This window comes from Paraburkholderia sp. SIMBA_054 (genome assembly GCF_046534875.1).
GTDB classification, from domain to species: Bacteria; Pseudomonadota; Gammaproteobacteria; order Burkholderiales; family Burkholderiaceae; genus Paraburkholderia; species Paraburkholderia hospita.
The window spans coordinates 1-271 of record NZ_JAWRXV010000793.1 but is presented as its reverse complement, the minus strand read 5'-3'; the positions used below and the strand labels follow the sequence as shown (position 1 = coordinate 271).

The window sequence follows — 271 nt, the reverse complement described above, 5'->3', positions numbered from 1 at the left end:
ATGGTCTTCCCTGGACAGGTTCTTCTGGAAGGTCGAAGAAATTTTTGATGCCATACTTTATCTCGTCTACATGCTTCAACTCATGATCACCGTAATAGAAGCTTAGCGACTCCATTTCCCATTTGCTATAGGAGCCGTCAGCATACTTTATCCATTCAGATTCAAGCAGAGCGTTATTTAATCGCAATAGTGCCTCTTCTGATGTTATCCAATCTTTTAAGGGTTGTATCTTTGTTTCTTGCTGCTTATCAAACTTTTGTAAAGATACTAT

Annotated in this window: 1 protein-coding gene; it reads right to left on the bottom strand. The window is 38.7% G+C overall.

Annotation, left to right across the window (positions count from 1 at the left end; genetic code table 11):
• Positions 1 to 271 (bottom strand): hypothetical protein (locus SB822_RS57280; RefSeq protein WP_410859130.1); only part of this gene is annotated, 271 nt, incomplete at both ends.